The sequence below is a fragment of the Immundisolibacter sp. genome, from assembly GCF_041625615.1.
Classification (GTDB): Bacteria; Pseudomonadota; Gammaproteobacteria; order Immundisolibacterales; family Immundisolibacteraceae; genus Immundisolibacter.
The window spans coordinates 1-7,085 of the sequence record NZ_JBFJTF010000120.1; the positions used below are offsets into that span (position 1 = coordinate 1).

7 protein-coding genes are annotated in these 7,085 nt (G+C 67.5%); 1 reads left to right on the forward strand and 6 read right to left on the reverse strand.

Annotation, left to right across the window (positions count from 1 at the left end):
* The 6 genes from pheT to thrS all read right to left on the reverse strand — a co-directional run.
* Window positions 1-1,561: phenylalanine--tRNA ligase subunit beta (gene pheT, locus ABYX71_RS09385; protein WP_372696240.1), on the reverse strand; the 1,561-nt coding region annotated here is incomplete at its 3' end.
* A gap of 11 nt (window positions 1,562-1,572) precedes the next feature.
* Entirely contained in the window at window positions 1,573-2,592 is a 1,020-nt protein-coding gene (pheS, locus tag ABYX71_RS09390) for a phenylalanine--tRNA ligase subunit alpha (protein WP_372696241.1), read from the reverse strand.
* 65 nt (window positions 2,593-2,657) lie between these two features.
* Window positions 2,658-3,017: a 50S ribosomal protein L20 gene (gene rplT, locus ABYX71_RS09395; RefSeq protein ID WP_372696242.1), complete on the reverse strand. Its 360-nt coding sequence runs from the start codon at window positions 3,015-3,017 to the stop codon at window positions 2,658-2,660.
* Between the two features lie 33 nt (window positions 3,018-3,050).
* Window positions 3,051-3,248, reverse strand: coding sequence for a 50S ribosomal protein L35 (gene rpmI / locus ABYX71_RS09400; protein ID WP_372696243.1), 198 nt, complete (start codon window positions 3,246-3,248; stop codon window positions 3,051-3,053).
* 64 nt (window positions 3,249-3,312) lie between these two features.
* Entirely contained in the window at window positions 3,313-3,831 is a 519-nt protein-coding gene (gene infC / locus ABYX71_RS09405) for a translation initiation factor IF-3 (protein WP_372696246.1), read from the reverse strand.
* Window positions 3,832-3,837: 6 nt separating this feature from the next.
* Window positions 3,838-5,760, reverse strand: coding sequence for a threonine--tRNA ligase (gene thrS, locus ABYX71_RS09410; RefSeq protein WP_372696244.1), 1,923 nt, complete (start codon window positions 5,758-5,760; stop codon window positions 3,838-3,840).
* A gap of 456 nt (window positions 5,761-6,216) precedes the next feature.
* Here thrS and ABYX71_RS09415 point away from each other — a divergent pair.
* The coding region (locus tag ABYX71_RS09415) for a glycoside hydrolase family 15 protein (protein WP_372696245.1) at window positions 6,217-7,085 on the forward strand (869 nt) is incomplete at its 3' end.

Consider the following 7,085-nt stretch of genomic DNA (forward strand, 5'->3'; position numbering starts at 1 on the left):
CGAAGCTGTAGGTGATGGCTTCCTGGTAGCCACGATCGGCCAGCGCCAGCGCCAGACGCCGGCGGGACAGGCGGTTGTCGTCGGCGGCCGGGACGTTGGCGCGCGGCGTCGGTCGCACACTGGGCAGCCGTTCGTAGCCATGCACGCGGGCTACTTCCTCGATCAGGTCTTCCTCGCAGGCCAGATCGAAGCGCCGGCTTGGCGCCTGGGCCTGCCAAACGCCGGGCGCCTGCGTGCTCAGGCGGATGTCGAGCCGCTGCAGCAAGGCTTCCACGTCACTGTGCTCAAGCGAGGCGCCGAGGACGTGTTCGATGCGGGCGTGGCGCAGTGTGATCGGTGCCGGCTGCGGCAGGTGTGCCTCGGACAGGGCTTCCACCACCGGGCCGGGACGGCCGCCGCACAGGGAAACCAGCAGCTGCGTGGCGCGTTCGATGGCGGCGCGTTGCAGGTTGGGGTCGACGCCGCGCTCGAAGCGGTGCGAGGCATCGGTGTGCATGCCAAGGCGCCGCGCCCGCCCGGCCACCGCGCGCGGCGCAAAGAAGGCGCTTTCGAGCAGCACATCACAGGTGTTGTCGCCGACCGCCGAGTCGGCGCCGCCCATGATGCCGGCCGCCGCCAGTGGCTTTTCGGTATCGGCGATCAGCAGCCACTGGTCGGCATCCGCGGCCAGCTCGAGCGTCTGTTCGTTCAGCAGTTGCAGGCGTTCATCCGGGCGACCGTGGCGTACCACGATGGCGCCCTCGACGCGTTGCAGGTCGAAGGCGTGCAGCGGCTGACCGAGTTCCAGCAGCACATAGTTGGTGACGTCGACCACCGGCCCCAGGCTGCGCAGGCCGGCGCGGCGCAGGCGCTCGCGCAGCCACAGCGGTGTCTGCGCCTGCGGGTCGATGCCCTCGACCACCCGGCACAGATAGCGCGGGCAGGCGGTCGGTGCCTCGAGCCGTACTTCGACCGTGCGTTCGCTGGCCGGGGGCACGGGAGTCATGGGCGGTGCGGTCAGCGGCGCCTGGGTCAGTGCCGCCAGTTCGCGTGCCAGGCCGGCGATGCTCAGGCAGTCGCCGCGGTTGGGGGTGAGTTCGACCTCGATCAGGTGGTCGTCGAGCGCCAGGTAGTCGCGCAGCGGCATACCGAGCGGCGCGTCGTCCGGCAATTCGAACAGCCCGGCATGACCCTCGCCGAGGCCGAGTTCCTGCGCCGAACACAGCATGCCCTCGGACACCTGGCCGCGAATCTTGCTCTTCTTGATGTGCAGCCCGCCGGCCAGGCGCGCGCCGATGCGCGCCAGCGGCACGTGCAGTCCCGGCCGGGCATTGGGCGCGCCGCAGACGATGTTCAGCGGTTCGCCGTCGGCGTCCACCTGCACCTCGCACAGGCGCAGGCGGTCGGCATCCGGGTGCGGGCGGGTGCTGGCGATGCGGGCGACCACCACCTGTTCCGGTACCTCGGCAACCGGTTCGACGGCGCCGATTTCGATGCCCGCCATGGTCAGGCGCTGCGCCAGACCGGCGACGTCCACAGCCGGGTTACACCACTCGCGCAGCCACGCTTCACTCACCAGCATGGGAATTCTGCCTAGTTGAACTGGCGCAGGAAGCGCAGGTCGTTGTCGAAGAACAGGCGCAGGTCGCCGATGCGGTACTGCAGCATGGCCAGGCGCTCCACGCCCATGCCGAAGGCGAAGCCGGTGTAGCGCTCGGCATCCACGCCGACGTTGCGCAGCACGTTGGGGTGCACCATGCCGCAGCCGAGCACCTCGAGCCAGCCGGTGTGCTTGCACACCCGGCAGCCGGCGCCGTCGCAGATGACGCAGCCGATGTCGGCCTCGGCCGACGGCTCGGTGAAGGGGAAGAACGACGGCCGAAAGCGGATCGGCAAATCCTCGCGGCCGAAGAACTGGCGCAGGAAGTCGATCAGGATGCCCTTCAGGTGAGCGAAGCTGACGCCCTCGTCGACCATCAGGCCTTCGACCTGGTGGAACATCGGCGTGTGGGTGAGGTCGGAGTCGCGCCGGTACACGCGGCCGGGGGCGATCAGCTGCACCGGCGGCGCCTGGCGCTCCAGCACGCGCACCTGCACCGGCGAGGTGTGCGTGCGCAGCAGCAGCCCGGACGGCAGGTAGAAGGTGTCGTGCATGGCACGCGCCGGATGGTCGTCCGGAATGTTGAGCGCGCCGAAGTTGTGGAAATCGTCCTCGATCTCCGGTCCTTCCTCGACATCGAAGCCGATGCCGCGGAACAGGGCCTCGATGCGCGACAGGGTGCGTGTGACCGGGTGCAGTCCGCCGGGTTGTTCGCCGCGGCCGGGCAGGGTGACGTCCACCCGCTCGGCCTGCAGACGCGCCAGCAGTGCTGCTTCGCCGAGGATCTCGCGGCGGGCGCCGAGTGCCGTCTCGATGGTCGTCTTGGCGGCATTCACGGCACGGCCGAAATCGCGCCGCTGTTCGGGCGGTAATTGCGGCAGCTGGCGCAGCAGTTCGGCTACGGCGCCTTTCTGGCCCAGGTAGGCGACACGCAACTGCTCGAGTTTCGCCTCGTCATGACATTCGCCGATGGCGAGTTCGGCCTGGTGGGCAAGCTGTTGCGGGTCGTTCATGGGGGTGGCCGAGACAAAAAAGGGCAGACCGGGCTGCCCTTTAATGCGCGGTTCGGAAACCGCAGTTACTGCGCGAGGGCCGCCTTGGCCTGCTGGGCCAGCGCGTCGAAGGCAGCAGCGTCATGCACGGCCAGGTCGGCCAGTACCTTGCGGTCCAGCTCGATGCCAGCCTTGTTCAGACCGTTCATGAACGCGCTGTACGACAGGCCGGCCTGCCGCGCGCCGGCGTTGATGCGCACGATCCACAGGGCGCGGAACTGGCGCTTGCGCTGGCGACGGTCACGGTAGGCGTACTGACTGGCCTTGATGACGGCCTGGTTGGCAACCCGGAACACCCGGCTGCGGGCACCGTAGTAGCCCTTGGCCAGCTTCAGGACTTTCTTGTGGCGGGCGTGGGCGATGACGCCGCGTTTGACTCTTGGCATGGTTCAGTGACTCGTGCGAGTTGGAAAGCCGCTTCAGGCGTGCGGCAGCATCTGGCGCACGGCCGGCGTGTCGGCCGCGCACACGATGGTGGTGCCGCGCAGGCCGCGCTTACGCTTGGTGCTCTTCTTGGTCAGGATGTGGCGCAGGTGCGAGTGGCTGCACTTGAACTTTCCCGAGCCGGTCTTCTTGAAACGCTTGGCAGCGCCACGGTTGGTTTTCAGCTTGGGCACGGCTGTTGACTCCTGAAATCCATAATCTGTGGCGCCGAACGCGGCGCCGGTTGCATTGCCGCGCTTAACGCTTGCGCGGGCTCATCACCATGACCATCTGGCGACCTTCCATGCGCGGGTACTGTTCGACCACCGCCACACCTTTCAGGTCCTCTTCCAGTCGCTTCAGCAGGTCACGGCCGAGTTCCTGGTGGGCCATTTCACGGCCACGGAAACGCAGCGTGATCTTGGCCCTGTCACCTTCTTCAAAAAACCGCAGCAGGTTGCGCAGCTTGACCTGATAGTCCCCGTCGTCGGTCTGGGGTCGGAACTTGACCTCCTTGACCTGGGTCTGCTTCTGGTTGCGCCGAGCGGCCTGCTGTTTCTTGCTCTCCATGTAGAGGAACTTGCCGAAATCCATGATCCGGCATACCGGCGGCTCAGCCGTCGGCGAGATTTCCACTAAGTCGAGCCCGGCATCTCTCGCTGCGTCGAGGGCCTGCGACCGGCTGACCACGCCGACCTGTTCGCCCTCGGGACCAATCAGGCGCAGCGTGCTGGCGCCGATTTCCTCATTGACGCGGAGTTTTTTCTCTTTCGCGATGTTTCACTACTCCGTAACGCAATGGCCGCGGTTCGCAGCTTCGGTAACGAGCGATTCGGTCAGGTCTGCCAGAGGCAGGCTGCCCTTGTCCTCGCCGGAGCGCGTACGCACGGCCACCGTTGAACTGGCGGACTCCCGCTCGCCGACGATCAGCAAGTAGGGAATACGCTGCAGGGTATGTTCGCGGATTTTATAGCCGATCTTCTCGTTCCTCAAGTCGGCCTGCACGCGCAGCCCCTGCTGCCGCAGGGTATCCGCGACCTGACCGGCGTATTGGGCGTGGGCGTCGGTGATGTTCAGCACCACCGCCTGCACCGGTGCCAGCCACAGCGGCAGGGCGCCGGAGTAGTGCTCGATCAGGATGCCGATGAACCGTTCCAGTGAGCCGACGATGGCGCGGTGCAGCATCACCGGGTGCTGACGCTGGCTGTGTTCGTCGACGTACTCGGCGCCCAGGCGCTCGGGCATCATGAAGTCCACCTGCATGGTGCCGAGCTGCCAGGCGCGGCCGATGGCGTCCTTGAGGTGGTACTCGATCTTCGGTCCGTAGAAGGCGCCCTCGCCGGGGAGTTCCTCCCAGGCCACGCCGCAGGCCGACAGCGCCGCGCGCAGGGCCGCTTCCGCCTTGTCCCAGACGGTGTCGTCGCCGAGCCGTTTTTCCGGTCGCAGGGCGATCTTGACGGCAATGTCGGTGAAGCCGAAGTCGGCGTAGACATCCAGCGCCTGACGATGAAACGCCGTCACTTCGGACTCGATCTGCTCCGGCGTGCAGAAGACGTGACCGTCATCCTGGGTGAAGGCGCGCACGCGCATGATGCCGTGCAGCGCGCCGGACGGCTCGTTGCGGTGGCAGCCACCGAATTCGCCGTAACGCATCGGCAGTTCGCGGTAGCTGTGCAGGCCGGACTTGAAGATCTGTACGTGGCCCGGGCAGTTCATCGGCTTGAGCGCGTAGTCGCGCTTCTCCGACTCGGTGAAGAACATGTTTTCCTGGTAGTTGTCCCAGTGGCCCGAGGCCTTCCACAGGGACACGTCCAGAATCTGCGGGCAGCGCACTTCCTGGTAGCCGGAGCGCTGGTACACGTCGCGCATGTACTGTTCCACGGTCTGCCACAGCGCCCAGCCCTTGGGGTGCCAGAACACCATGCCGGGCGCTTCGTCCTGCTGATGGAACAGGTTCTGCTGGCGGCCGATGCGGCGGTGGTCGCGCTTTTCCGCTTCCTCCAGCTGGTGCAGGTAGGCGGCCAGGTCTTCCTTCCTGGCCCAGGCGGTGCCGTAGACGCGCTGGAGCATCTCGTTGCGTGAATCGCCGCGCCAGTAGGCGCCGGCCACGCGCATTAGCTTGAACACCTTGAGCTTGCCGGTCGACGGCACGTGCGGGCCGCGGCACAGGTCGATGAAGTCACCCTCGCGGTACAGGGATACGTCCTCGCCCGGCGGAATGGCGGCGATCAGCTCGGCCTTGTACTTCTCGCCCTGGCTTTCGAAGAACCTGACCGCCTCGTCGCGTTGCCAGACCTCGCGGCTGACCGGGATGTCCCGCTTGGCCAGCTCGTTCATGCGCTTTTCGATGGCAGCCAGGTCGTCCGGTGTAAACGGCCGGCTGTAGGCGAAGTCGTAGTAGAAGCCGTTGTCGATCACCGGCCCGATGGTCACCTGCGCCTCGGGAAACAGTTCCTTGACCGCGTAGGCCAGCAGGTGCGCGGTGGAGTGGCGGATGACCTCCAGCCCTTCCGGGTCGCGCTCGGTGACGATGGCCAGTTCGGCGTCATCCTCGATCAGGTGCGCGGTGTCGACCAGCCTGCCGTCCACCTTGCCGGCCAGCGCGGCGCGCGCCAGGCCGGTGCCGATGTCGGTGGCCACGTCCGCCACGCTGACCGGTTGCGGGTAGTGGCGGGTCGAGCCGTCGGGCAGGCGAATGTCGGGCACGGGGCCTCCAGAGATGAATGCCGGACGCCGCGCGATGGGGCGTCAAGGGGGGCGACGCGGGTTGTCGGGCCGGCGTGCTGCCCGGCTAAGGGCGCGGCGCGGCGACCGAACAGATTACCACGCGATTGTCGGTGCCTGCGCCAGACACACCGTGCGCACGCCAAGGCATGGGTCGTGCGCCAGCGAGGCCCTCCTGCACACGCGCGGTACCGGTCGTGTGCGCCGTTTGTTGTTCACCCGACGATCGGTAGCGCCCGGTCGGTGTTGTTGGCGTTGCCGGTCGGGTCGCGGTGCTCGGCCCGGGCCTCGGTGGGCGCTGGGCCGTGCCGCGCGCCGATGAACCTGCGGTGGGTCGGTGGCCTCCAATTCGCAGTGGCTTCGCCGCGCTCGGTCGCGGCGGGGCGGGGCGCGTTGTCGTGAACGTGCCCTCTGTCGCGAGCGAATGGATTCTCGACTATGAGCAAACCCATCGAAGACTACGGCTTCATCGGCAACGCAGTCAGCGGCGCACTGGTGGCGCGTGACGGGTCGCTGGACTGGCTGTGTCTGCCGCGTTTCGACAGCCCGGCCTGCTTTGCGGCTTTGCTGGGCGACCGGGAGAACGGCCACTGGCAGATCGCGCCATCGGTGCCGGTTCACGCGGTGAGCAGGCGGTATCTGCCCGACACGGCGGTGCTCGAAACCACGTTCGAGACCACTGCCGGCGCGGTCACGCTGGTCGATTTCATGCCGTTCACGGGCGACGAGCACTACGTCGACCTGGTGCGCATCGTTCGCGGTGATCGTGGGCGCGTGCCGATGCACATGCAGTTGGTGCTGCGCTTCGATTACGGCCGCATCGTGCCGTGGGTGCGTCGCCAGCGCTACGGCATCAGTGCCGTGGCCGGGCCGGACGCGCTGCAACTGCGCACGCCGGTCAGCATGCTCGGCCGGGGCATGCACACCGTGGCCGACTTCGAGGTCGCGGCGAACACCTGCGTGCCGTTCACGCTCGCCTATCACCCGTCGCACAGGCCGCCGCGGCGGTACAAGAACGCAACGGCGCGGCTCAACGACACCGTCGAGCGCTGGCGTGCATGGGCCGGCCGGTACACCTGTGACCGGCCCGCGCCGGACCGCTGGCGTCAGGCACTGGTGCGCTCGCTGATCACGCTCAAGGCGCTGACCTTCGTTCCCACCGGGGGCATCGTCGCCGCCCCGACCACGTCACTGCCGGCGCAGCTCGGCGGCGAGCGAAACTGGGATTACCGCCTGTGCTGGATCCGTGACGCGACCCTGACCTTGTATGCGCTGCTGAATTCCGGCTACCGGCGCGAGGCGAAGGC

Bases quoted from the DNA above. Each gene is read 5' to 3' on its own strand.
- pheS (WP_372696241.1), bottom strand. From the start codon at position 2,592: ATGAACGACCCGCAACAGCTTGCCCACCAGGCCGAACTCGCCATCGGC.
- rplT (WP_372696242.1), bottom strand. From the start codon at position 3,017: ATGCCAAGAGTCAAACGCGGCGTCATCGCCCACGCCCGCCACAAGAAA.